This window comes from Gelidimonas denitrificans (assembly GCF_055694065.1).
The window spans coordinates 2,868,904-2,893,041 of record NZ_CM146350.1 but is presented as its reverse complement, the minus strand read 5'-3'; the positions used below and the strand labels follow the sequence as shown (position 1 = coordinate 2,893,041).

The window sequence follows — 24,138 nt, the reverse complement described above, 5'->3', positions numbered from 1 at the left end:
TGTGCGTCATGCCTGCTGTGCTGGTGGGATTGGATACTGGATTGCACTACTGACTATCGCGTCAGTTTTAACAACTAGTATTGCCTTGCAACAAATAGAATTCGACGAGATGTTCTATTATTCTCGTGTAAGATTTCCGCAAGAATACAAAATCCACGGAGGAAACATGAAAATCGGCATCCCCGCCGAAACGCGCTCGGGAGAGACTCGCGTTGCTGCTACGCCGGAAACGGTCAAAAAACTGGTGGCTGCAAAGCACCAGGTCATTGTGCAATCCGGTGCCGGCATCACTGCCAGCATCATAGACGCAGCCTATCTGGCTGCCGGCGCCGAAATCGGCAATGCAGCCGATGCTTTCGGCTGCGATATGGTGCTCAAGGTGCGCGCTCCTTCGGTTGAAGAACGCGCGCTGATTAAATCGGGCACCGTCGTGGTCGGCATGTTGAATCCTTTCGACGCCGACAATATCGCTGCGATGGCCGCCCACGGGCTGACCGCATTTGCGCTGGAAGCCGCGCCGCGCATCACGCGCGCACAGTCGATGGACGTGCTGTCGTCGCAAGCCAACATCGCCGGCTACAAAGCGGTGTTACTAGCCGCCAACACCTATGGCCGCTTCATGCCGATGCTGATGACCGCCGCCGGCACCGTGAAAGCTGCCCGCGTGCTGATCATGGGCGTTGGCGTGGCCGGTTTGCAAGCGATTGCCACCGCCAAACGCCTCGGCGCGATGATCGAAGCGTCCGACGTGCGCCCGCCAGTTAAAGAGCAGGTCGAGTCGCTCGGCGCCAAGTTCATCGACGTGCCCTTCATCACCGACGAAGAACGCGAAATCGCCCAAGGCGTCGGCGGTTATGCCCGTTCGATGCCCCCCGACTGGATGCGGCGTCAGGCCGAGCTGGTGCATGAACGCGCCAAGCAAGCCGACATCATCATCACCACCGCATTGATTCCGGGACGCAAGGCGCCGATCTTGATCTCCGAGGAAACCGTCAAGGCGATGAAACCTGGTTCGGTGATTGTCGATATGGCGGCCGAGCAGGGCGGCAATTGCCCGCTGTCGGTATCCGGAAAAATCATCAATCAATACGGCGTGCACATCATCGGCGACTCCAATCTGGCGACCCAGGTTCCGGCCGACGCCTCGGCACTGTATGCGCGCAATGTGCTCGATTTCCTCAAGTTGATTATCGATGCCGACGCCAATCTGACGATCAACCGCGAAGACGAAATTGTCGCCGCGACGCTGCTGTGCGCCGGCGGCGAGATCATTAAAAAATAATAAGGAGACATCATGGAAATCAGTCACACCGTAACCAATCTCATCATCTTTGTACTGGCGATTTACGTCGGTTATCACGTGGTCTGGACCGTCACGCCGGCGCTGCATACGCCGCTGATGGCCGTCACCAACGCCATTTCCGCCATCATCATCGTCGGCGCGATGCTGGCTGCCGGCCTGACCGAAGGCGTCGTTGGCCAGGTCATGGGTACGCTGGCCGTGGCCTTAGCCGCGGTCAACGTATTCGGCGGCTTTCTGGTGACCCAGCGCATGCTGGAAATGTTCAAGAAAAAAGAGCCTAAAGTAGCAAAGGAGGCCAAATAATGAGCATGAATCTCGTCACGATGCTGTATCTGATTGCATCGGTATGCTTTATTCAGGCACTCAAGGGCTTGTCGCATCCATCGTCTGCCCGTCGCGGCAATGCGTTCGGCATGATCGGCATGGCGATTGCGGTGGTGACCACGATTGCGCTGATCGTCAAGCTCAAATCCGAAGCCTCCGGCGCCGGCATGGGCTACGGCCTGGTCATCCTCGGCGTGGTGGTTGGCGGCAGCATCGGCGCCATCCTGGCCAAACGGGTCGAAATGACCCGGATGCCGGAATTGGTCGCCGCGATGCACTCGCTGATCGGTTTGGCGGCAGTCTGCATCGCGGTGGCCGCAGTGTCGGAGCCGTGGGCTTTCAGTATCGTTGCCGGGCATGCGATTGCGATCCCGTTCGGTAACCGTTTGGAACTGTTCATCGGCACCTTCGTCGGCGCCATCACCTTCTCCGGTTCGATCATCGCTTTCGGCAAATTGTCGGGGAAATACAAGTTTCGTCTGTTTCAGGGCGCGCCCGTCAGCTTCAAGGGCCAGCATTTCCTGAACCTGATACTCGCCATTGCGATGTTCGGATTGGGATTGATTTTCTGCTTCGCTCCGGGCACCGTGCCGGCCTGGCTGCCGTTCATCCTGATGACGATCATCGCGTTCGCGCTCGGCGTGCTGATCATCATCCCGATCGGCGGCGCCGACATGCCGGTGGTGGTGTCGATGCTCAACAGCTATTCCGGCTGGGCGGCTGCGGGTATCGGCTTCTCGCTGAACAATTCGATGCTGATCATTGCCGGTTCGCTGGTGGGTTCTTCCGGTGCGATCCTGTCCTACATCATGTGCAAGGCGATGAACCGTTCTTTCTTCAACGTGCTTCTGGGTGGCTTCGGTGGCGCTGTCGCGGTCGCTTCCACTGGTGGCGCGCAGCAGCGTCCGGTCAAATCCGGCTCGGCCGACGATGCCGCTTTCCTGATGGGCAATGCCGAAACCGTCGTCATCGTGCCGGGCTACGGCCTGGCAGTGGCGCGAGCCCAGCACGCGCTGATGGAACTGGCCGAAAAGCTGACGGAAAAAGGCGTCACCGTGAAGTTCGCGATCCATCCGGTGGCCGGCCGCATGCCGGGCCACATGAACGTGTTGCTGGCCGAAGCCGAAGTGCCGTATGACCAGGTGTTCGAGATGGACGATATCAACGGCGAATTCAGCCAGACCGACGTAGTGCTTGTTCTGGGCGCCAACGACGTGGTCAATCCGGCCGCGAAAGATCCGAAATCGTCGATTGCCGGCATGCCGATTCTGGAAGTCTACAAAGCCAAAACCGTGATCGTCAACAAGCGTTCGATGGCTTCCGGCTATGCCGGGCTGGACAATGAATTGTTTTACATGGACAAGACCATGATGGTGTTTGGCGACGCCAAGAAGGTCATCGAGGATATGACCAAAGCAATCGAGTAAGTTGGCAAGTAAGCCGTTTCTGCGCCGCCAATAGCGGCGTTGGTGGCAAGTTTGAAAAAGCCGCATCGGGTATTACACCCCGATGCGGCTTTTTTTTGTGGTTGATGGTTTTTGTAGGAGCGCACCCGGGCGCGAAAGCAGTCGCCAGACTGCAGCCGTCTGTCGCGCCCGGGTGCGCTCCTACAGATAGTTCTCTCAATCTAATGTATTTATCAAACATCCGAGCCAAATCCGACAGACCCTAACGCCGGCCGAACAGCATCTGATGCGCCAGCAGGCGTTTGACCGGTTTGCCGGCATCGACCAGACCGAGCGAAAGTCCGAGCAATGCCTGCGACGGCGTGCCATCGGCGCTGCTGGCGAAGATGCGCGCCAGCGTATCGGTCAGGCGAATGGTCGTGCTGCGGTCGGTTTGGCGGGTTAACTGGAATTCGGCCAGGCCAGTTGGCAGCGGCTGTTTGGACAACAGCCGCGCCAGCACAGCGGCGTCGCGCAAACCAAGGTTAAGCCCTTGTCCTGCCACCGGATGCAGGGTTTGGGCGGCATTGCCGATGGTGACGGTGCGTGCGGTTATGGCCGGTTGCGCATTCAGCCCCAGCGGATACGCGAGTCGCGCGCTGCTGCTGCGAAACGTGCCCAGACGGTTGCCGAACGCCTGTTGCAGCGCCGCCAGAAATGCGGTGTCGTCCAGTTTCAGCAACATTGCGGCGCTGGCAGGGCGGCAGCACCAGACCAGCGCATAACCGTCGTCTTGCGGCAGCAGCGCCAGCGGGCCTTCCGCAGTGAAGCGCTCGAACGCCCGTTGTGCAATCGGCGCGCTGCAACTGACGTGGGCAATCAGCCCGACCTGGTCGTAGTCATGATGCAGCGCTTTCTCCGTTTGCTCGGAAAACACGCCACCCTCGGCCTGCGCCACCAGTTGCGCACGGATCGAATGCGTGCCGTCGGCATCTTCCAGCTGCAGCGTCACGCCGTCATCCTGCTCGGACAGTGCGCGCAAATGCGCCGGCCGCAGCATCCGGATGCCGGCCTGCGCGGCGCTGGCATGCAGCGCCGCCACAATCGCGCCGTAGCGCGTGACGTAGCCGAGCGCCGGCAAGCGGTATTCGGCGCAGTCGATCAGGGCGCGGCCGAAATGACCGCGGCGCGAGACATGGATTTGTTCGATTGCGGTGGCGGCAATCGGCCACGCATTGGCCCGTTCCAGGATTTGCCGGCTGCCGTAAGACAGCGCGATGGAACGCGGATCGTGGACGGTCTGTTCAACCGTCTTGGCATCGATCAAGGCGATGCGCGCTGCTGCCACGCCGTGTTTGACCAGATGCAGCGCCAGCGTCAGTCCAACCGGCCCGGCGCCGCAAATGGCAATCTCGAAATCGCTTGGCATCACTGTTGCCGCATCACGGCTTCGATCTCGGCCACCGTCTTCGGCGCGTCCTTGCTGAGGATGTCGCAACCGGTAGCCGTCACCAGCGCATCGTCCTCGATGCGGATGCCGATATTCCAGAATTCCGGCGGCACGCCTTCGGCCGGACGCACATAGATGCCGGGTTCGACCGTAGTCACCATGCCGGGCTGCAGGATGCGCCACGGTTTTTCCTGGTCTGCGGCGGTGGTTTCCGCTTTGGCGCGGTATTCGCCCACGTCATGCACGTCCATGCCCAGCCAGTGGCCGGTGCGGTGCATGTAAAACTGGCGGTAGTCGCCGTTGGCGATGACGTCGTCGAGCGTGCCGACCTTATTGGCGTCCAGCAAGCCGGTGTCTAACATGCCTTGTGCCAGCACCCGCACCGCGGCGTCGTGGCCGTCCATGAAGCGCCGCCCCGGGCGGGTTTCGGCAATGGCGGCGGTTTGCGATGCCAGCACGATTTCGTACAAGGCTTTTTGCGGGCCGGAAAAAACCCCGTTGACCGGAAAGGTGCGGGTGATGTCTGAGGCGTAACTATCGAGTTCGCAACCGGCGTCGATCAATACCAGATCGCCATCTTTCAGCGTGGCGTCGCTGGCGCGGTAATGCAGCACGCAAGCGTTGGCGCCGGTTGCCACAATCGAGCCGTAGGCCGGCGCTTGCGAGCCCTGGCGGCGGAATTCGTGCAGCAGTTCGGCTTCCAGCTGGTATTCGCGCAGGCCGGGGCGGGAGATTTGCATCGCGCGGCGGTGCGCTTCCGATGAAATTTCAGCGGCGCGGCGCATCAAACCGACCTCGCCGGCATCCTTGAACAGGCGCATTTCGTCCAGCAAGCTGCGCACATCATGGGCGCTGGTGGGCGCGGTTACGCCGGCGCGCGACTGCGCGCGCACGCCAGCCAGCCAGCCTTGCACTTGGGCATCCAACTTGGCATCGCTGCCGAGCGCATAAAACAGCGCCGGCGCATCGGCCAGCAGCGCGTTCATTTCGCCATCGAGTGCCGCAATCGGATGCGCAGCATCGAAACCGAACGCAGTGCGCGCAGCTTCCGGCCCAAACCGGTAGCCGTCCCAGATTTCGCGTTCCAGATTCTTTTCGCGGCAAAACAGGATGGTTTGCGGCTGCTTGCCCTGGATCGCCACCAGCACGATCACTGCTTCCGGTTCGGTAAAGCCGCTCAGGTAATAGAAATAGCTGTCGTGCCGGTACGGATAATCGGCGTCGCGGTTGCGCATCACTTCCGGCGCGGTCGGGATGATGGCGACGCCGCCGCCCTTGGTCAGCATCTGTTGGATCAGGCTGGCGCGCCGGTTTGTATATGATTTCATGGGATTTTCTCTCTAGTTGGTAGCTGATGCCGATTTTCCACGAAAAACACGAAAAACATGACAAGCTTCGTGGCACGAATTATTTTCGTAAAAACAGGGTGTATCACCGTTTTAATGGCACTGGCCGCATATGTTCATTGCGGTTCTAAAATATACTCGCATTTATGCGGAGCATGCACGCACAGCCGGAGGCTGGGTGAAACCCAACCTGGCTGTGCATCGTTCAAGCCAATGGCGCGTTCAATTGCGCCAGCCGTTCGGCGCTGCCGACGTCGGTCCAGTCGCCACGGTATACCTCGCCGCCGACTTGGCCGCGCGCCGCATATTCGCGCAGCAGAGGCGCCAGCTTGGCAGAAGCGCCAGCCTCGATGGCATCGAACATTTCGGGCCGGTAGACGCCGATGCCGGAGAAGGTGTAGCGCGGCGCGCCTTCGTTGACGACCGAATACAGATTCAGCGCGAAGTCGCCTTGCGGATGGTGCGCCGGATTCTTGACCAGATACAGCCAGGCCACGTCGCGCCGGTCGGCCGGATAAGGCCGGCCCCACATGTCGGCTTCCGCCAGCGTGTCTTTTACCTGCGTAAAGTCGAAGTGGGGGCAAAAGATGTCGGCGGCAAGTGCCACGAACGGCGCATCGCCCAGCAAATCTCGGGCGCGGGCCACGCCGCCGGCGGTTTCCAGCGCGGTGCCTTCGGCCGAATAGACAATGGTGGCGCCAAATTTCGCGCCATCGCCCAGCGTTTCTTCGATCATCTGGCCCAGGTGCGCATGGTTGATGACGATCTCGGTAATGCCGGCGCGCACCAGGTTTTGGATGTGCCAGACAATCAACGGGCGACCGCGCACTTTCAGCAGCGGCTTGGGGCAGGTGTCGGTCAGAGGGCGCATGCGCTCGCCGCGCCCGGCGGCAAAAATCATTGCTTTCATGATGGCTTCATTAATTATTAGTGACGGAGTATTATTTTTACCACACTAAAACTATGCGGTAAGTTCCTTGTTTTTTCCTATACTGAGGGTAGTTAAAAAGTATACCCAATCTGCGGCTTTTGCTCTTCCAGCACATTGAGCAAGCGCACCAGCGGCGCCAGTTCGCGGTAGCGGCGCGCAGTTTTGAATACGTATTCCAGCACCAGCGGAATATCCTTCAGATAAGCATTCTTGCCGTCGCGATAATTCAGGCGGGCGAAAATGCCGAGCACCTTCAGGTGGCGCTGCAAGCCCATGAATTCGAAATCGCGATAAAAGAGGTCGATGTCCGGATTGACCGGCAAGCCGGCGCGCCTGGCTTTTTCCCAGTAGCGGATCGCCCAGTCCAGCACCAATTCTTCATCCCATTCGATATAAGCGTCGCGTAGCAGCGATACCAGGTCGTAGGTGAGCGGGCCGTATACCGCATCCTGAAAGTCGAGAATGCCGGGGTTTCCCTGTGGCAAAACCATCAAATTGCGCGAGTGATAATCGCGATGCACGAACACTTGCGGCTGCGCCAGATTGTTAGTTAGAAGCGCTTCGAACACCAAGTTCAGATCAGCTTGTTGGGCATCGGTCAGGGTGGCGTTCAGGTGCCGTCCCAGATACCACTCGGGAAACAGCATCAGCTCGCGCAGCAGCAGCGCACGGTCGTACTCCGGCAGCAGGCCTGGCTGGCTTTGGCTTTGCAACTGGATCAGCGCATCGGTCGCGTCCTGATACAGCGTATGGGCGGTGTCGCTATTAAGTTGTTGCAAATAAGTGGTAGCGCCCAGGTCCGACAGCAGCAAAAAGCCGCGGTCGGTGTCGGCCGCCAACACCTGCGGCACCGTCACGCCGGTCTGGCCGAATACGTCGGCCACATGGATGAAAGGCCGCACATCCTCTTGCGGCGGCGGTGCATCCATCACGATGGCAGTGCCGCCATCGGGGGTATCAACTCGAAAATAACGCCGGAAACTGGCATCGCTGGAGGCGGGGCGCAGCGTTTGCGGCAGAGTCGGCGTGGCGGCCAGCGTAGCCAGCCATTCGGTTAGCTGGGCAAAGCGCAGATCGGATGGGGTATGTGAAGTTGTATATAAGGACATGAAGCAGCCTGGGGAATCGGTTGAGGGTGAGGAGTTCCCATATAATAAGGGATTCAATTCAAAAAATCGCCTGCCATGGTTATTCATCCCTTTCGCTCATGAGTCGGCATACCGCAACGCAACAGCCGCAATATCGGTTCAGCATGCTGGCAGCGGCTGTTGCGCTTGCGTATCTGCCCGTGCTGGCTTACGCGCAGGGCTTGCCCAATCCGACCCGCAGCCGGGCGATAGAAGAAAGCCAGCCGTCCGAGATCAGCGCCGAGACCATGACCGGACGGCCCGACCGCGAGTTGCAGCTTGACAGCAAGGTCGAAATCCAGCGCGGTCAGACTGCCATCAAGGCCGACCATGCGCTGTACCTGCAAGTCGAGGATGAAGTCACCGCTTCCGGCAATGTATGGATCAAGCGTTTCGGCGACCTGTACCAGGGCGAACAATTAAAACTCAACATGAGTTCGGGCGCCGGCTATGTAACCAATCCCACATATCGGCTGGAGATGAATAATGCGCAGGGCAAGGCGCAGCGCATCGATTTTGAAAACCACGAGCGCGCGGTCGTCCGCCAGGGCACTTATAGCACCTGCGAAGGTCCCGATCCTGACTGGTATCTGGAGGCCGACACCTTGCGCCTGGACACCGGGCGCGATGTCGGCACCGCCTCCAAAGCGGTGGTGTATTTCAAGGGCGTGCCGATCATGGGCCTGCCCTTGATGTCGTTTCCGCTCTCGGGTGCGCGCAAATCGGGCGTATTGCCGCCGACCGTAGGCGTCACCTCCAAAGGAGGACTGGAACTGGAGCTGCCGTATTATTTCAATATCGCGCCTAACCGCGATTTGACGCTGTTTCCCAAAATCATCAGTCGGCGCGGCTTGCAACTCGGTGCCGAAGGCCGCTATCTGGGGCAGAGCTATGCCGGCCAAACCAAGATCGAAGTCTTGCCGGACGATCAGCAAACCAAAACCAACCGCTACTCGCTGGCTTCGATTCACAATCAGACGCTGACGCCGCGCCTGTCGTTCGGGTGGAACCTGAACCGGGCTTCGGATAATGATTATCCGAGCGACTTTGCGCAAACCATCACTGCCAGTTCGCAGCGCCTGTTGCCGCGCGACGTGTACACAAGCTATTCCGGTGATTACTGGAATGCGGCTGCCAGGATGACCAGTTACCAGTTGCTGCAAGACCCGCTGGTGCCGATCGAACGGCCATTCGGTCGCTTGCCACAACTCAATTTTCATTCCGGACGGCAAGATGTGGACGGATTCGATTGGGCCTTCGATTCGGAATTTACGCGCTTTTTCCTGCCGGATGAAGAGTTGCGCGGCAGACCGAACGGCGACCGCCTGGTGATCAACCCGCAAATTAGTTACCCGATAGTGCGGCCCGGCTATTTCATCACGCCCAAACTGTCGCTGCACGCCACCAGTTATCAACTCGACGCGCCGACGGGCAGCTTGCCATCAGCGGTACCGTCGACGCTAACGCGTACGCTGCCGACTTTTTCGCTCGATAGCGGTTTGATGTTCGAACGCGACACCACATTTTTCGGCCGGGAAGCCACGCAAACGCTGGAACCGCGCCTGTTTTACGTGTATACGCCTTTCCGCGATCAAAGCCTGTATCCGAATTTCGACAGCGCCGAGGCAACCTTCAATTACCCTCAGCTCTTCAGCGAGAACCGCTATTCGGGCTCGGACCGCATCAGCGACGCCAATCAGCTCACCGCGGCGCTGACGTCACGCTATCTGGACCCGAACGGGACCGAGCGTTTGCGTCTGTCACTGGGGCAGCGTTATTACATCAGGGAGCCGCGTGTGACGTTGAATGGTCCCAGCAGCGCCATTCAGGAAAGCCGCTCCGACCTGCTTTTGGCCGCCAGCGGCCGCGTGACCAATGCGCTACGCCTCGATAGTGGGGTGCAATACAGCGTCAATCAAAAAAACCTGTCGAGCACTAATTTGGGCGTCCAATGGCAGCCCGAGCCGAAAAAAGTGTTGAACGCCGAGTATCGCTACGTGCGCAAGAGCAGTTCGGTGGAATTGCTAAAGCAGGTTAAACTCTCTGGCCAGTGGCCGCTGGCGGACCGGATATATGCGGTCGGCCGGGTCAGTTATTCGTTGCCGGATCGCAAGCTCGTCGATAGCTTGTTCGGGATGGAATACAAGGCAGACTGCTGGATTTTCCGGGTAGTGGCGCAACGCATTACCACCACGACCACAACCGCTAATTCGACCGTCTTTCTCCAGCTGGAATTGAACGGACTCTCCAAGTTAGGCTCCAATCCGCTAGAAGCGCTGCGCCAAAACATTCCCGGCTACCAGCCAGTCAACGATCCTGTAGTAAGAAATTAACCAGGTCCAGCAATCCATCAACACGAAAACACCATGAGCGAATGTCAATTTATGCGTAATCGTAATGCGAACAAGTCGGCACCACTACTGACGATACTGCTACTCAGCCTGGCATTGGGCGCACCTGCCGGCGTCTGGGCGCAAGCCAAGAGCGCGCCCGCAGCGAAAGTGACCGCAGCTAAGGTAACTGCGACGGCCGTGACGAAGAATGCCGGCCAGCCGCAACTGGTGGACGCCATCATCGCCGTCGTCAATAATGAAGTCATCACCCAACAGGAACTGGAGCAGCGCCTGCGCACGGTCGAGGCCCGGGCCGTTAAAAAGGGCATCAACCTGCCGCCGCGCGCTGAATTTCAGCAGCAGTTGCTGGAACAAATGGTGCTGGAGCGGGCCCAGATGCAGCTTGCCAAAGAGGCCGGCATCCAGGTCGACGACATCATGCTGGACCGCGCCATCAGTCGGATTGCCGAACAAAACAAAATGACCCTGCAGAAATTTCGCGACGAGCTGGAGCGTGAAGGCACTGCCTTTCCGCAGTTCCGCGAAGAAATCCGGCAACAAATCATCACGCAGCGCCTGCGCGAGCGCGAAGTTGACAGCAAGATCCAGGTGGCCGAATCGGAAATCGATAACTATATCGGCGCTGAAAAAAATACCGCACAAGCCCAGCAAGAGTTAAATCTGGCCCAGATCCTGGTGCGCATCCCTGAAAACGCTTCCCCGGAGCAAATCGCCGAGCGCGAGAAGCGCGCCCAATCGGCGCTGCAGCAACTCAAATCGGGCGGCGACTTTGCCAAGGTGTCGGCCAGCTTTTCCGACGCCAGCGAGGCGCTCACCGGTGGCGACCTGGGCTGGCGCGGCCAGGATCGCTTGCCCAAACTATTCATCGATGCGGTCGCCAGCCTGAGTCCTGGCCAGGTATCTGCGGTGCTCAGGAGCGCGAACGGTTTTCATATCCTGAAACTGGTCGGCAAGCGCGCCGCCGTCAAGCCCGATGCCAGCACCCCGGCAGTGCAGCAAACGCGTGCGCGGCATATCCTGATCAAGGTCAATCAGGCGGTGCTGGCCAATGAAGCGCGCCGTACGCTGACCGATTTGAAACAGCGTCTGGACAACAAGGCGGCCACGTTTGAAGATCTGGCCAAGCTCTATTCCAACGATTTGTCGGCGTCCCAGGGCGGCGATCTGGGTTGGCTCTATCCCGGCGACACGGTGCCGGAATTCGAGCGCGCGATGGACGCGCTGCAGCCGGGGCAGGTCAGCGAACCGATCGAGTCGCCATTCGGTTATCACCTGATCCAGGTGCTTGAGCGCAAGACCGATGCCGTGTCGCAGGAGCGCCAGCGCAACGCCGCGCGCATGGCCATTCGCGAGATCAAGATCGAAGAAGCGACGCAAGACTGGCAGCGCCAGATACGCGACCGCGCCTATGTCGAATTCCGCACTGACGAGAAGTGAGACTGTGATGCCAGCACTTGCATCCGCACGACAACCGGCAAGCCGCCCCACGCTGGCAATCACCACCGGCGAGCCGGCTGGCATTGGTCCTGAAATATCGATCAAGGCGGCATGGGCCTTGCGCGCCGAAATCAGGGCGGTATTGATCGGCGATGCGGCCTATCTGGCCATGATCGCCGACACACTTGATCCTGCCATCAGCCTGGTCGCGCTTTCCTTGCGCGCGCTGCGCGATGGCGGCTTGCCGGATTTTCCACCGGACCGGCTGATAGTCATCGACTGCCCGCTGGAAGCGCATGTGGTTCCCGGTCAGCTTGACCCGAAAAACGGCCGCGCGCTGCTGCAGACGCTGGATATCGCGATCGAAGGCGTGCAAAGCGGCTGGTTCGACGCCATCGTCACCGCGCCATTGCAAAAAAGCACCATCAATGACGCCGGCATCGCATTCACCGGCCACACCGAATATCTGGCCCAGCGCACCCACACCCCGCAGGTGGTGATGATGCTGGCCGGCGGCACCGCGCCGCATTTGCGGGTAGCGCTGGCGACCACCCATCTGGCGCTGAAACAAGTGCCGGCTGCGATTACCTTCGAAGCTTTGAGCCGCACGCTGGAAATCATCCACAGCGATTTGCAGCGCAAGTTTGGTTTAATCCGGCCACGGATCCTGGTCACCGGCCTGAACCCGCATGCAGGCGAGAGCGGCTATCTGGGCCGCGAAGAAATCGACGTGATCACGCCCGTGATTCAGGCCGCGCAAGCCAAAGGGATGCAGGTCAGCGGCCCGTATCCGGCCGACACCGTGTTCCAGCCCAAGTATCTGCAGGATGCCGATTGCGTGCTGGCGATGTACCACGACCAGGGTTTGCCGGTGCTGAAGTTCGCCAGCTTCGGCCAGGGCGTCAACATCACGCTCGGCCTGCCGCTGATCCGCACCTCGGTTGATCACGGCACCGCGCTCGATCTAGCGGCCAAAGGCGTCGGTCATGCCGATTGCGGCAGCATGGTCAAAGCCATCCAGGCGGCGGCCCACATGGCAGCCCAGGTGGCGGCCGGCACATAACAAGAATAAACAACAATAGATTTCCTTAATGAAACATATCCCCCGTAAGCGCTTCGGCCAGAATTTCCTGACCGATAAATTCGTGCTGTCGCACATCGTCGAAGTAATCGATCCGCAACCGGACGACGCCATGATCGAGGTCGGCCCCGGCCTAGGTGCGATGACGCGCCTGTTGCTGGCGCCGCTGCAGCAGATGCACGTAGTCGAACTCGACCGCGATCTGGTGGCGCGGCTGCAGACAAGCTTCGACCCGGCCAAGCTGATCGTGCACGCCGGCGATGCGCTGAAATTCGATTTCGCAGAGATTCCGGTCGCCCCCGGCAAGAAGCTGCGCATTGTCGGCAACCTGCCGTACAACATCTCCACCCCGCTGCTATTTCATTTTGCGGAATTCGCAGAGCAAGTCGAAGATCAGCATTTCATGCTGCAAAAGGAAGTGGTCGAGCGCATGGTCGCCGCGCCCGGCAGCAAGACTTACGGCCGGCTATCGGTGATGCTGCAATGGCGTTACCGGATGGAGTTGCTATTCATCGTGCCGCCGACCGCCTTCAATCCGCCGCCGCGCGTCGAATCTGCCATCGTGCGCATGATCCCGATTGCGCAGCCTTTGCCGTGCGACGCCGACAAGTTGAGCGAAGTGGTGAAAAAGGCATTTTCCCAGCGCCGCAAAGTGATCCGCAACTGCCTGGCCGGCATGTTCACCGAAGCCGACCTGATCGCCGCCGGCGTCGATCCGCAAACCCGGCCCGAAACCGTGCCGTTGGAACAATATGTGGCGCTGGCAAATCGCCTGTAGCCGCAATCGACAATCGCCGTATTAATATCGTAGGTTGGGCTTCGCGTTTCTCAGCGCCAACCTACAGAGTATTTTTACAAACCGCAGGTTTGATATGCGGTAATTGCCATTTTTATTGGCATACTCCAGCGTTTTTATAAATGTTAATCTGGCTTGCGCTGCGCTTCAGTATCACACTCAGTATTCTTAATTAGCGCAATCCGCTTCCACCCGCATCGGCCTTGCGCTCGATCAGTTCGATTTTGTAGCCGTCCGGATCTTCCACGAAGGCGATTACCGTGCTGCCGCCCTTGACCGGGCCGGCTTCGCGGGTGACGTTGCCGCCGGCGGCCTTGACCGCAACACAGGCTTTCTGGGCATCTTCGACTGCGATTGCGATATGGCCGTAGGCGCTTCCCATCTCGTACTTGTCCACGCCATAGTTGTAGGTCAGCTCCAGCTCCGCATGTTCCGGATTGTTGCCGTAACCGACGAAGGCGAGCGTGTATTTGTATTCCGGATTGTCGCTGGTGCGCAGCAGGCGCATGCCGAGCACCTTGGTATAAAAATCGATAGAGCGTTGCAGGTCGCCGACGCGGAGCATGGTGTGAAGTATGCGCATGATGCTGTTTCCTTTCATTGGAAGAAGTCGTTACTTTAACTGATATGCAGCGTCCACGAAAGATGCGAAAAATGCGGAGTATGCGTTAAAAACATGCAATTTCTGCATATTTTTATTGCGGCATTAAAAAATACACTGGAATAGTATATTTAATGCCGCAAATCCTCCTCAAGCCGCTTTCCTGACCACCGCATAACGCTCCAGTGTGCGTTTTCTGGCGGCGTCATGTTGCACGATGGGGCTTGGATAGTTGCCGCCCAGCGTGATACCGGCCAGCGCCAGTTCCATCGTGCCCAGCAGCCACGGCGCGTGGATTTGCTTGTTGTGCAGTTTGGCTAATTGCGGCAGGTAGCGCCGGATGAAAGCGCCTTCGGGGTCGAATTTTTCGGACTGCGTGACCGGATTGAAGATGCGGAAATAGGGCTGGGCGTCGCAGCCGGTCGATGCGGCCCATTGCCAGCCGCCATTGTTGGCGGCCAGGTCGAAATCGTTCAGGTGTTGCGCGAAGTAGCGCTCGCCCCAGCGCCAGTCGATGCCGAGGTCTTTGATCAAAAAGCAGGCGGTTACCATGCGCAGCCGGTTGTGCATGTATCCGGTCCGGTTCAGTTGCGTCATGGCCGCATCCACCAGCGGATAGCCGGTGCGGCCCTCGCACCAAGCTTGAAAGGATTGTTGCGCGGCGTCGCTGGATTCCCAGCAGATCGCCTCATATTCGGGCTTGAACGCATGTTCCACCACGTGCGGATGATGATCCAAAATCATGCAGTAAAAATCGCGCCAGATCAGCTCTGACAGCCAGGTTGCCGCGCCAGTGCTGCCCGCATCGGATCGTATCGCCTCCACCGCATGGCGCGCCAGCGTGCGGATCGAAACCGTGCCGAAACGCAAGTGGATCGACAAATAAGACGGCCCTTTGATCGCAGGAAAGTTGCGGGTGTCGCCGTATTTCCCCATGCGCGGCAGGAAATTCTGCAGCAGCTTTTGTGCGCCTGACATGCCGGTCGGGATGTTCAGTTCGCGCAGATTGCTGTGCGCAAAGCCCATTTCCAGCAGCGACGGCATCACGCACTCGGCTGCCGCTGCCAACTGTGCGTGGTAAGCATCGACCGGGTACGGTTTCAGGTAAAAGTCGTCGCTGCGGGCATGCAGCTTCTTGAGCCAGGCGTTCTTGTAGGGAGTGAAGACGGAAAACGGCCGTGCGGACAAGGTCAGTACCTCGTCCTTCTCAAAAATGACGTGATCCTTGAAGTCCAGCAATTGCCGGCCGTCTGCTTGCAGTGCAATGGCGACTGCGGCGTCGCGTGCGATTGCCTGCGGTTCGAAATCATGGTTGACGAACACCGCTTCGGCGTCGAGTTCGGCAGCTAGCCGGGGAATTTCAGCGGCAGCCCCGGCGTGGCGCACGATCAGGCCGCCGCCCATGGCCCGCAAAGCAGTATCGAGTTCGAGCAGGCTGGCATGGATGAATTCCACCCGGCGGTCGGCTTTCAGGCCGGACTCCAGTAAAGGCTGAAGGATGGTCTGGTCGAAGATGAAGGCGCAAAACACGCGCCGGCTTTGCTTTAATGCGTGGTACAGCGCGGCATGGTCAAAGTCGCGCAAATCGCGGCGGAACCAGACCAGTGCGGTGTCGAAGGTGGGCATGGATGGGCGGCAAAGTGGGTAAAAATTGAGTATGACAGCCTTCAGCCAGTCAAAATGGCTTAAATATCACCGATCATGACGCCAACCAAAACCGGTCAAGGCTTTGCGGTATGTCACAACAAGTCGGCAGAGCCATGTACGCCAGCCTGCGGTACGGGGCAGCAAAACTGCTAGAATACGGCCATGCCCAAACTCAGTAAAAATCCAAAAATGCAAGCCTTGCCTGGCGCGTCCCAGGTCAGTTCCGATGTGCCCGGTCATGCCGGCGTCATGACACTCAATGCACTTGATTTAGCGAATCATTTTCTGATCGCAATGCCCTCCATGCCCGACCCGGTCTTCAGCGGCACCGTGGTGTATCTGTGCGAACACAATAGCCAGGGTGCGCTCGGCATAGTGATCAACAAACCGACCGATATGTGCATCGACGATTTGCTCGACCGGGTCGAACTGGCGGGCGAGAAAACGGCCGAATATTTGGCTATCGCCGACCGGCCGGTGATGTTCGGCGGCCAGGTTCAGGAAGATCGCGGCTTTGTGCTGCATACGCCGGCGGCGAACTATTCATCCACCCTGAAAGTGACCGATCAGATCGCCTTCACGACTTCGCGCGACGTGCTCGAAGCGATCGCCACCGGGCATGGCCCGAGCCAGTTCTTGATCAGCGTCGGTTATTCGGGCTGGAGCCCCGGTCAGCTCGAAGATGAAATTGCCCGCAACGCGTGGCTGACCGTGCTGGCCGACCCCGCCGTGCTGTTCGACGTGCCGTTCGATGCACGGTATGCCGCCGCCATCAAATTGCTCGGCATCGACCCGATGATGCTCACGTCCGAAGCCGGCCATGCATAAGAGTTCCGGTCGCGGTATCGCCTAGTGGAAACTGTGCTGGCGTTCGATTTCGGCCTCAAACGCATCGGCGTCGCGGTCGGCAATAGCATGCTGCGGCAGGCGCAACCGCTGACCGTCATTGCAGCGCTTACCAACGTGGCTAAATTTGCCGCCATCGCGGCCGTGCTCAAAGAGTGGCAACCGGCGCGCTGCGTGGTTGGCCTGCCGCTTCATCCGGACGGCGCCGAGCACGAAATGACGGTGCGCTGCCGCCGTTTCGCCCATCAGTTGCACGGCCGCTTCGCGCTGGAAACCACGCTGGTGGACGAACGCTATTCTTCCGCAGTGCTGGAAGCCAAACGCGGCGAGGTGATCGACGCCCGCGCCGCCGCAATCATTTTGCAACAATACTTTGATGACCTTGACCACGCACATGAACATGCCCAATCCTGATCTCGACGCGGAAGCCCTGTATCTGGCGCTGGCCGCACGCATTAAAACTGCCTTGGCGGGCATCGACAATCTCGCTCTGGTCGGCATCCATTCCGGCGGCGCCTGGCTGGCCGAACGGCTGGCGGCCGATTTGCAGTTGAGCGACCGGCTCGGCTTTATCGACGTCTCTTTTTATCGCGATGATTACGCGGAAAAAGGCTTGCATTTCGAGGTCAAGCCGACCCAGATTGCATTCCCGGTCGATGATGCCGTCATCCTGCTGGTCGATGACGTGCTGTACACCGGGCGCACCACGCGCGCGGCGATCAATGAATTGTTCGATTACGGCCGACCGGCAAGAATCATGCTGGCGGCACTGGTCGACCGCGGCGGGCGCGAACTGCCGATTGCCGCCGATTTTGTCGCCGCTACCGTCCAACTGACCGCCGATCAAACCCTGCTGCTACAACGCGCCGAAGATGGCCAACTCACGCTCTCGCTAACAACCTCCCATGCATAATCCGCAACTGAATAAAAATGGCGAGCTGCAACATTTGCTCACCATCGAAGGCCTGCCAAAACCCATCCTCAACCACATTCTCGATACCGCATCCTCGTTTGTCAGCGTGTCCGACCGCGAAGTCAAGAAAGTGCCGCTGCTACGCGGCAAAAGCGTGTTCAACCTGTTCTTCGAGAACTCGACCCGCACCCGCACCACTTTCGAGATCGCGGCCAAACGCTTGTCGGCCGATGTGATCAACCTGAATATCTCGGCTTCCAGCGCCAGCAAGGGTGAGTCGCTGCTCGACACCATCGACAACCTGGCGGCGATGCATGCCGACATGTTCGTGGTGCGCCACAGCCAGTCCGGCGCGCCGCACCTGATCGCCGACCACCTGCGCCGGATCGAGCACCATCATGTGCATGTGGTCAACGCCGGCGACGGCCGCCATGCGCATCCGACCCAGGGTTTGCTGGATATGTACACCATCCGCCACTACAAAAAAGATTTCAGCCAGCTCACGGTGGCAATCGTCGGCGACATCCTGCACAGCCGCGTGGCGCGCTCCGACATCCACGCGCTGACCACGCTGGGCGTGCCGGAAATCCGCGCCATCGCACCGCTGACGTTGCTGCCGGGCGGTCTGGAACAAATGGGCGTGCGCGTTTTCACCGACATCAACGCCGGCTTGAAGGGGGTTGACGTGATCATCATGCTGCGACTGCAAAACGAACGCATGACCGGCGCTTTGCTGCCTTCCGCGCAAGAATATTTCAAAAGCTACGGCCTGACGCCGGAACGGCTGACGCTAGCCAAACCGGATGCCATCGTGATGCACCCGGGACCGATGAACCGCGGCGTCGAGATCGACTCGGTGGTGGCCGACGGCACGCAAGCAGTGATCCTGCCGCAAGTCACATTCGGGATTGCGGTGCGGATGGCCGTAATGGGGATTTTGGCGGGGAACTAGATCGCTGCTATTTGTTTTTAATTCCTCCCCCTTTGCAGGTGGAGGAGTGACCAAGGTAATTAACCAATGAAACTCCACATCAAAAACGGCCATCTGGTCGATCCGGCTAATGGGATCGACGCCAAAAAAGATATTTGCATCGCTTCCGGCAAAATTGCCGGCATCTATGAACCCGGTGGCGCGCCGGCGGACTTCGGCACGGCCAGAGTCATCGATGCCAGCGGCCTGATCATTGCGCCCGGTCTGGTCGACCTCAGCGCGCGCCTGCGCGAACCCGGTTACGAATACAGGGCCACGCTGGAATCCGAAATGCAGGCGGCGATGCAGGGCGGCGTCACCAGCCTGATTTGCCCGCCGGATACCGATCCGGTGCTCGACGAACCGGGCCTGGTCGAAATGCTCAAGCACCGCGCCAAATCGCTGAATCAGGCTCACGTCTATCCATTGGGCGCGCTGACTGTCGGCCTGAAGGGGCAGGCGTTGACCGAAATGGCGGAGTTGACCGAAGCCGGCTGCATCGGCTTTTCGCAAGCGGACCAACCGATTCTGGACACCAACGTGCTGCTTCGGGCGATGCAATATGCAAAAACTTTCGGCTACAGCATCTGGCTGCGCCCGCAGGATGCGCACCTGGGCCACGACGGCATTGCGCATAGCGGCCCGATTGCCGCCCGGCTCGGTTTGTCCGGAATTCCGGTAATCGCCGAAACCGTCGCCTTGCACACCATTTTCGAGCTGATGCGGGTGACCGGCGCGCGGGTACATTTGTGCCGCATGTCGTCCGCCGCCGGGCTGGAACTGGTGCGCGCGGCCAAGCAGGAAGGGCTGCCGGTCAGCTGCGACGTCGGCGCGCATCACATTCATCTGACCGAGATGGATATCGGCTTTTTCGATTCCAACGCCCGCATGCTGCCGCCGTTGCGCTCGCAGCGCGACCGCGATGCGATTCGCCAATGTTTGTTGGACGGCACCATCGATGCGATCTGCTCCGACCACACGCCGGTCGACGATGAAGAAAAACTGCTGCCTTTCGGCGAAGCCACGCCCGGCGCTACCGGACTGGAACTGCTGCTGTCGCTGGCGCTGAAATGGGCCGAAGAATGCATCGCGCCGGCAGCGCAACCGATGAGCCGGGCGATTGCGAAAATCACTACCGATGCCGCCCGGATCGGCGCCTTGGACTGCGGCCAGTTGCGCCTCGGCAGCGTCGCCGATATCTGCCTGTTCGATCCGAATGCACGCTGGACGGTCGAAGCCAGCGCACTCGCCAGTCAAGGCAAGCACACGCCTTTCCTGGGTTATGAAATGCTCGGCCAGGTCAGGGCCACGATTGTCGCCGGCCATGTCGCGTTCATGCGCTGATTGGTTTAATTAAAATGGCGGGAGTATGGCTTGAAACACCGCTATTTCTGCATATATACATTGCGGAATACAAAAATACAGCACAAGGTATATTGATTGGCACAAGGCCTGGCCGAAGATGATCGCATACCAATATTTGCGGATTTCCGCCCACTTGATAGTGGGCTTGTGGACTTGTGCGGTGATCTTCCCGCGCACCGACGCCGCCGGGCGTGAGCGCCGCATCCAGCGCTGGTCGGGTCAATTATTGTCAATTTGCGGCGTGCAACTGGAAGTGCTGCATCTGGTGGAAGGGCAGCAAGCCCCGAATGCGATGATTGTCTCCAATCATGTTTCCTGGCTGGATATTTTCGTCATCAATACCTATCAGCCGTGCCGCTTCGTGGCCAAAGCCGATGTGCGCGACTGGCCGCTGATCGGCTGGCTCAGTAGCAAGGCTGGCACGGTATTCCTGGCGCGCGGCAATCGGCGTGAAGTCAAGCGGATTTATGCAGGTCTAGTTGCCGCCGTCCACGCCGGCGAGCGCGTTGCGTTCTTCCCGGAAGGCACCACCACCGAGCAGGGCCTGTTGTTGCCGTTCCATGCCAATCTGTTCGAAGCGGCGATTGAAGCGGCCGTGCCGGTGCAGCCGTATGCGCTGCGCTATCTGGATGCCAGCGGCGCGCCGCATCCGGCAGTCGCTTTCATCGGCGACATGAGCTTTGCGCAAAGCATTTCCATTATTCTGAAGGCGGGGCAGATCAAGGCGGAATTGGTGCGGCTGCCGATGATTGAAACCACCGGCGCACACCGGCGCGACATCGCGCAAGCAACCAGATCATCGGTAGCACAAGCGCTGGGACACCCGCAGTCGTAACGATGGGTCATTGAAATGCCGGCATCATCCCAGCATTTGGCATTGCGGACAATCGATCTGAATCACGCTGCGGTCTTCCAGACAGACCGCCGTCAACTTCCCACCCCAGACGCAACCGGTATCGAGCGCGATCAGGTTCGGCCGTTGTACCAATCCTAACGTCGACCAATGGCCAAATACCATCGTCACATCCTCGCTGCGGCGGTTCGGCACCTCAAACCACGGCATCATGCCGGGCAGCGCGTTGGCGGCGCCTTCCTTGGTGGCGAAGTCCATCGTGCCGTCGGCGGCGCAAAAGCGGATTCGGGTCAGAATGTTGACGATGCAGCGCAAACGGTCGGCGCCGGTCAGCGCATCGTCCCATCGGTCCGGTTTATTGCCGTACATCGCCCGCAAAAATTCGACCCAGTTCGGTCCGCGCAGCGCGGCTTCCACTTCCTGCGCCAGTTCCAGCGTTTGGGCGGCGCTCCATTGCGGCGCCACGCCCGCATGGACCAGCACATGGCCGTCCTGCAGGATCGCCAGCGGTTGCCGGCGCACCCAGTCGAGCAGCGCATCGCAGTCCGGCGCCTGCAGGATGTCATCCAGCGTGTCGGAGCGATGCGTCGGGCGGATGCCTTGCGACGCGGCCAGCAAGTGCAGGTCGTGATTGCCCAATACCGTCCTGGCACGGTCACCGAGGCCGATTACCGTGCGTAAAGTGGCGAGCGAGTCCGGCCCGCGATTGACTAGATCGCCGGCAAATAAAATGCGCGAAGCCGGTGACGTCGCATCAATGCGCGCCATCAATTGCAGCAGCGGGCGCTGGCAACCTTGCAGGTCGCCGATTACGTAAGTGTTCATAAGGTATTGGTTGTCTCTGAAAATGCACCAGCAGTGCAGGCCTGCACTGCTGGTGCATTTGTATCATGTTTAACCAATATTGCATCGAGACCGCCGCTGGCACGACGGTCTTGTTGAACAGAATTACATCGCCGCTTTAAAAATGGCGACGATCTGCTCGTGGCTGGCCTGGATCGGGTTGGTGAATCCGCAGGCATCTTTCAGCGCGTTGGTGGACAGCAATGCCAGATCTTCTTCCTTCACGTTCAGATCGGTCAGGCCCGCTGGAATCTTCACATCCTTTGACAGTGTGCGGATGGCGGCGATACAGGCATCCGCGCCTTGCTGATCATTCATGTCTTTCACCTCAACGCCCATAGCCGCGGCGACATCTTTCAGGCGGCCGGCGCAAACCGTCGCATTGAAGCTCTGCACGTGCGGCAGCAGCACTGCGTTGCAGACGCCGTGCGGCAAGTCGTACATGCCGCCCAACTGATGCGCCATCGCGTGGACGTAACCCAGCGAGGCATTGTTGAACGCCATCCCGGCCAAAAACTGCGCGTAAGCCATCGCGGTACGCGCCGCCATATCGTCGCCGTTCGCCACCGCCTGCCGCAAAGACTGGCTGATGATGGTGACTGCTTTCAGCGCGCAGGCGTCCGTAACCGGGGTGGCGGCGCTTGAGACATACGCTTCCACCGCGTGCGTCAGCGCATCCATGCCGGTTGCCGCAGTCAGACCTTTTGGCATGCCCGCCATCAACTCCGGATCGTTGACCGACAGGATCGGGGTAACGTGCTTATCGACGATAGCCATTTTGATATGGCTTTCCACATCGGTAATGATGCAGAAACGGGTTATTTCCGCAGCGGTCCCTGCAGTGGTATTAATGGAAATCAAAGGCAGCTGTGGTTTAGGGGAGCGATCGACGCCCTCGTAATCCTTGATTTCGCCGCCGTTGGTGGCCACCAGAGCGATGCCCTTGGCGCAGTCGTGCGGAGAACCGCCGCCCAGGGAGATGATGCAGTCGCACCGGAATTCTTTCAGAATCACCAGACCTTCGGCCACGTTGATGGTGGTGGGGTTCGGCTTGGTGCCGTCGTAGACCACGCTTTTCACGCCCGCCTCAGTCAGCAAAGCCTGCACCTGAGCGACCACGCCAATTTTATGCAACACGGTATCGGTCACGATCAGCGCCTGCTTGAAACCATACGATTTGATGGTGCCGGCGGCGTCTTTCAGGCAGCCAGCGCCAATCATGTTAACGCAGGGCATAAAGAAGGTGGATGTAGTCATAGCAAGTACTCCTAATAGGTGAGGCTTTTGCAAAACGCGAAAGCCAGGCAGGATTGTGATGGTTCTGATGATGGGTCTTTGCCACCAGTCCGCGCTGCATAAACCTCTAGTGGCAATAGCCATGCCAGCTTGGCTTTTATTGCGAAAAATCCAGGAATGGCGCATCACTTGGGTGTAGGCGCTGATCAGGATGCTTGATCGAATTGCCGCACAGGATTTTGCTGAAAGTGGTCATTTTATGAACACAGCAAGAATTACTGTTCCAATATCGCACTTTGAAAACAAAAATGCGTGGATGTGATTGAAACGCGGCGATTCCAAATTTAAATAGGGCCCGAGTCGCGTTCTTATTAAAATGGGATGCTTGACGCACATCTTCATATACCTTCACACCACTGCGCACTATGGCCCGACTTCCCCGACTCGTAATTCCCCAGCAGCCGCACCACATTCTTCAGCAAGGCCATAACCGGCAGCCGATTTTTTGCGACAGCAGCGATTTTCTGGCTTTCCTGGGCTGGCTGCACGATGCTGCGCGCCAGTTCAAGGTTGCCATTCATGCCTACGTATTGATGGAAAATCATCTTCATCTGCTAGCCACGCCCACTGATGAAGCCGGTTTGGGCCGCATGATGCAGTGGGTGGGGCGTCATTACGTGCCGTACTTCAACCGCAAGCATGGACATGTCGGCACGCTGTGGCAGGGCCGCTTCAAGGCGTCGGTGATCGAAGCGCCGCGCTACCTGCTGACCTGTTATCGCTATCTCGAAACCAATCCGGTGCGCTCCGGCTTGGTGGCGACGGCGGCGCAATATCCGTGGTCGAGTTATGCGCACCATGTCGGAGCCAGAGTCGATCCGCTGGTGACCGATCACCCGCTGTATTGGTCGCTGGGCAATACGCCTTTCGAGCGCGAGGCGGAATATAAGGCATTGTTGGAACAGGCCTTGCCGCCGAAGCAGGTCGCATTGCTGAATGCATCGCTATTAAAGGGCTGGGTACTGGGCGACGCAGCGTTCCAGCAGTCGCTGGCGCAGCAAGTGAATCGCCGTGTGGCGCCAGCCCAAAGAGGGCGGCCACGGAAAAAATCCGAGGCCTCGCGCGTCAAGCTGGATTGATCAAGGCGGATAGCACGCAAGAAAAACAGATACCGCACTAACAGGCGACCTTTATTCACTCCGTCCCTATTTAAATCTATTTTAAAAATTATTCATACTTAATTTTACACTGACCCTAATTATTGTTATTGAGTTTTCTTTTGCGCTGCACTATTCTTCGCTTTCAAACTCATCAAGCAGTGGAGAACGGT

At 58.9% G+C, this 24,138-nt stretch carries 22 protein-coding genes; 14 read left to right on the top strand and 8 right to left on the bottom strand.

Going from position 1 to position 24,138, the window contains the following annotated elements; genetic code table 11:
• Positions 1-166: 166 nt before the first annotated feature.
• The 3 genes from FKCLFG_RS13495 to FKCLFG_RS13485 are packed head-to-tail and all read left to right on the top strand — an operon-like array spanning position 167 to position 3,054.
• Complete coding sequence (locus FKCLFG_RS13495; protein WP_472613590.1) at positions 167-1,282, top strand: Re/Si-specific NAD(P)(+) transhydrogenase subunit alpha; 1,116 nt, start codon at positions 167-169, stop codon at positions 1,280-1,282.
• Between the two features lie 12 nt (positions 1,283-1,294).
• Positions 1,295-1,606 carry an NAD(P) transhydrogenase subunit alpha part 2 gene (locus tag FKCLFG_RS13490; protein ID WP_472613589.1) on the top strand — a complete coding sequence of 104 codons (312 nt, stop codon included), beginning with the start codon at positions 1,295-1,297 and terminating at the stop codon, positions 1,604-1,606.
• Complete coding sequence (locus FKCLFG_RS13485; RefSeq protein ID WP_472613588.1) at positions 1,606-3,054, top strand: NAD(P)(+) transhydrogenase (Re/Si-specific) subunit beta; 1,449 nt, start codon at positions 1,606-1,608, stop codon at positions 3,052-3,054. The genes FKCLFG_RS13490 and FKCLFG_RS13485 overlap by 1 nt, the downstream gene beginning before the upstream one ends.
• A 241-nt stretch (positions 3,055-3,295) precedes the next feature.
• On the opposite strand, the gene FKCLFG_RS13480 is transcribed toward FKCLFG_RS13485, so the two are convergent.
• The 4 genes from FKCLFG_RS13480 to FKCLFG_RS13465 form a co-directional block, all read right to left on the bottom strand.
• On the bottom strand, positions 3,296-4,441 hold the full coding sequence (locus FKCLFG_RS13480) for an FAD-dependent monooxygenase (RefSeq protein ID WP_472613587.1): 1,146 nt from the start codon (positions 4,439-4,441) through the stop codon (positions 3,296-3,298).
• Positions 4,441-5,790, bottom strand: coding sequence for an aminopeptidase P N-terminal domain-containing protein (locus tag FKCLFG_RS13475; RefSeq protein WP_472613586.1), 1,350 nt, complete (start codon positions 5,788-5,790; stop codon positions 4,441-4,443). The genes FKCLFG_RS13480 and FKCLFG_RS13475 overlap by 1 nt, the downstream gene beginning before the upstream one ends.
• Positions 5,791-6,013: 223 nt before the next feature.
• The gene (murU, locus tag FKCLFG_RS13470; RefSeq protein ID WP_472613585.1) at positions 6,014-6,718 is read right to left on the bottom strand and encodes an N-acetylmuramate alpha-1-phosphate uridylyltransferase MurU; all 705 of its coding nucleotides are present in this window, start codon (positions 6,716-6,718) and stop codon (positions 6,014-6,016) included.
• A 92-nt stretch (positions 6,719-6,810) separates the two neighbouring features.
• A complete protein-coding gene (locus tag FKCLFG_RS13465; RefSeq protein ID WP_472613584.1) occupies positions 6,811-7,848 on the bottom strand; it encodes an aminoglycoside phosphotransferase family protein in 1,038 nt (345 codons plus the stop codon).
• 98 nt (positions 7,849-7,946) lie between these two features.
• Here FKCLFG_RS13465 and FKCLFG_RS13460 point away from each other — a divergent pair, with 98 nt between their 5' ends.
• Genes FKCLFG_RS13460 through rsmA form a run of 4 tightly spaced genes read left to right on the top strand, consistent with a single transcriptional unit; the run spans position 7,947 to position 13,516 of the window.
• Complete coding sequence (locus tag FKCLFG_RS13460; protein WP_472613583.1) at positions 7,947-10,199, top strand: LPS-assembly protein LptD; 2,253 nt, start codon at positions 7,947-7,949, stop codon at positions 10,197-10,199.
• A gap of 33 nt (positions 10,200-10,232) precedes the next feature.
• On the top strand, positions 10,233-11,657 hold the full coding sequence (locus FKCLFG_RS13455) for a peptidylprolyl isomerase (protein WP_472613582.1): 1,425 nt from the start codon (positions 10,233-10,235) through the stop codon (positions 11,655-11,657).
• A 7-nt stretch (positions 11,658-11,664) separates the two neighbouring features.
• Positions 11,665-12,720, top strand: a complete 1,056-nt coding sequence (gene pdxA / locus FKCLFG_RS13450; protein ID WP_472613581.1) for a 4-hydroxythreonine-4-phosphate dehydrogenase PdxA — start codon at positions 11,665-11,667, stop codon at positions 12,718-12,720.
• 28 nt (positions 12,721-12,748) lie between these two features.
• The gene (gene rsmA, locus FKCLFG_RS13445) at positions 12,749-13,516 is read left to right on the top strand and encodes a 16S rRNA (adenine(1518)-N(6)/adenine(1519)-N(6))-dimethyltransferase RsmA (RefSeq protein ID WP_472613580.1); all 768 of its coding nucleotides are present in this window, start codon (positions 12,749-12,751) and stop codon (positions 13,514-13,516) included.
• A gap of 190 nt (positions 13,517-13,706) precedes the next feature.
• Here rsmA and gloA read toward each other — a convergent pair whose 3' ends face one another.
• Both gloA and FKCLFG_RS13435 read right to left on the bottom strand, forming a co-directional pair.
• Positions 13,707-14,117, bottom strand: a complete 411-nt coding sequence (gene gloA / locus FKCLFG_RS13440; RefSeq protein ID WP_472613579.1) for a lactoylglutathione lyase — start codon at positions 14,115-14,117, stop codon at positions 13,707-13,709.
• A gap of 168 nt (positions 14,118-14,285) precedes the next feature.
• Positions 14,286-15,761: a cryptochrome/photolyase family protein gene (locus FKCLFG_RS13435; protein ID WP_472613578.1), complete on the bottom strand. Its 1,476-nt coding sequence runs from the start codon at positions 15,759-15,761 to the stop codon at positions 14,286-14,288.
• A 183-nt stretch (positions 15,762-15,944) separates the two neighbouring features.
• On the opposite strand from FKCLFG_RS13435, the gene FKCLFG_RS13430 reads away from it, so the two are divergent.
• The 6 genes from FKCLFG_RS13430 to FKCLFG_RS13405 all read left to right on the top strand — a co-directional run bounded on the left by FKCLFG_RS13430 (position 15,945) and on the right by FKCLFG_RS13405 (position 20,711).
• Positions 15,945-16,610: a YqgE/AlgH family protein gene (locus tag FKCLFG_RS13430; protein WP_472613577.1), complete on the top strand. Its 666-nt coding sequence runs from the start codon at positions 15,945-15,947 to the stop codon at positions 16,608-16,610.
• 24 nt (positions 16,611-16,634) lie between these two features.
• The gene (ruvX, locus tag FKCLFG_RS13425) at positions 16,635-17,042 is read left to right on the top strand and encodes a Holliday junction resolvase RuvX (RefSeq protein WP_472613576.1); all 408 of its coding nucleotides are present in this window, start codon (positions 16,635-16,637) and stop codon (positions 17,040-17,042) included.
• Complete coding sequence (pyrR, locus tag FKCLFG_RS13420; protein ID WP_472613575.1) at positions 17,023-17,541, top strand: bifunctional pyr operon transcriptional regulator/uracil phosphoribosyltransferase PyrR; 519 nt, start codon at positions 17,023-17,025, stop codon at positions 17,539-17,541. Before ruvX ends, pyrR begins: the two co-directional genes overlap by 20 nt.
• Positions 17,534-18,493, top strand: a complete 960-nt coding sequence (locus FKCLFG_RS13415; RefSeq protein ID WP_472613574.1) for an aspartate carbamoyltransferase catalytic subunit — start codon at positions 17,534-17,536, stop codon at positions 18,491-18,493. Before pyrR ends, FKCLFG_RS13415 begins: the two co-directional genes overlap by 8 nt.
• A gap of 66 nt (positions 18,494-18,559) precedes the next feature.
• On the top strand, positions 18,560-19,855 hold the full coding sequence (locus tag FKCLFG_RS13410; protein WP_472613573.1) for a dihydroorotase: 1,296 nt from the start codon (positions 18,560-18,562) through the stop codon (positions 19,853-19,855).
• Between the two features lie 118 nt (positions 19,856-19,973).
• Positions 19,974-20,711: a lysophospholipid acyltransferase family protein gene (locus FKCLFG_RS13405; RefSeq protein ID WP_472613572.1), complete on the top strand. Its 738-nt coding sequence runs from the start codon at positions 19,974-19,976 to the stop codon at positions 20,709-20,711.
• A gap of 24 nt (positions 20,712-20,735) precedes the next feature.
• Here the strand turns inward: FKCLFG_RS13405 and FKCLFG_RS13400 are convergent, their stop codons facing one another.
• Both FKCLFG_RS13400 and yiaY read right to left on the bottom strand, forming a co-directional pair.
• Positions 20,736-21,554 carry a symmetrical bis(5'-nucleosyl)-tetraphosphatase gene (locus FKCLFG_RS13400; RefSeq protein ID WP_472613571.1) on the bottom strand — a complete coding sequence of 273 codons (819 nt, stop codon included), beginning with the start codon at positions 21,552-21,554 and terminating at the stop codon, positions 20,736-20,738.
• A gap of 123 nt (positions 21,555-21,677) precedes the next feature.
• On the bottom strand, positions 21,678-22,829 hold the full coding sequence (gene yiaY / locus FKCLFG_RS13395) for an L-threonine dehydrogenase (protein WP_472613570.1): 1,152 nt from the start codon (positions 22,827-22,829) through the stop codon (positions 21,678-21,680).
• Positions 22,830-23,233: 404 nt separating this feature from the next.
• On the opposite strand from yiaY, the gene FKCLFG_RS13390 reads away from it, so the two are divergent.
• The gene (locus tag FKCLFG_RS13390) at positions 23,234-23,947 is read left to right on the top strand and encodes a transposase (protein WP_472613569.1); all 714 of its coding nucleotides are present in this window, start codon (positions 23,234-23,236) and stop codon (positions 23,945-23,947) included.
• The last annotated feature ends 191 nt before the right edge of the window (positions 23,948-24,138 follow it).